Source organism: Cupriavidus sp. KB_39 (assembly GCF_052114485.1).
Taxonomy (GTDB): Bacteria; Pseudomonadota; Gammaproteobacteria; order Burkholderiales; family Burkholderiaceae; genus Cupriavidus.
In genome coordinates this window covers 1-716 of record NZ_JBFREV010000153.1, presented here as the reverse complement: position 1 = coordinate 716, position 716 = coordinate 1, and the positions used below count along the sequence as shown (strand labels likewise).

1 protein-coding gene is annotated in these 716 nt (G+C 63.0%); it reads left to right on the top strand.

The window, feature by feature from the left end:
- Positions 1-476: MarR family winged helix-turn-helix transcriptional regulator (locus tag AB4Z27_RS29240; RefSeq protein WP_441646009.1), on the top strand; the 476-nt coding region annotated here is incomplete at its 5' end.
- Positions 477-716 lie beyond the last annotated feature (240 nt).

Below are 716 nucleotides of genomic sequence, written 5' to 3'. Positions count from 1 at the left end.
CGCGCGTGCGGCCTGATCTCGTCACGGACCACGTGCTGGTGCTGGGCCGCATCCTGCGGATTCGCGATCTGGCGATGAGGGCGTCCGAGCGGTGGCTGGCGCCTCACGGCATCACCTGGGACATGTTCGACATGATTGCCACGCTGCGGCGCACCGGGCCGCCCTATGCGCTGAACCCCAGCGCGCTGTCCCGGGCGCTGCTGCTGTCATCCGGCGCCATGACCCTGCGGATCGACCGGGTGGAAAAGCGCGGGCTGGTGAGGCGGGAGCCCGATCCCAGCGACCGGCGCGGCACGCTGGTGGTGCTGACCGAGCAGGGGCTGGAACTGGCAGACGCCGTGCTCACCGCGCATTTCAAGGAAGCCAACCAGTTGCTGGATTGCCTGTCCCCTACGGAGCGCTCTTCGGTGGCCAGGAGCCTGCGCAAGATCCTGCTGCAACTGGAAGACCCTGCCGGCAACGCGCCCGGCAACTAGGGCTAGCCAGTGCGGCAGGAAAACATCACATCGAAAACGTTATCGATTCTATTCCCCCGTATTTTCCCTGATAACGCATAGATCGATATTGACTCCCCAGGGTGCTGGGCCTACTGTACCGAAAACGTTTTCGAAACAGCGGGACCGGGCTAGCGGGATATGTTTAGGCTTGCGGGTTCGATCCAGCACCCTGGGGATGACCATGAAACGCTTGAAGCTCTTCTTTTCGATCCTGACCGT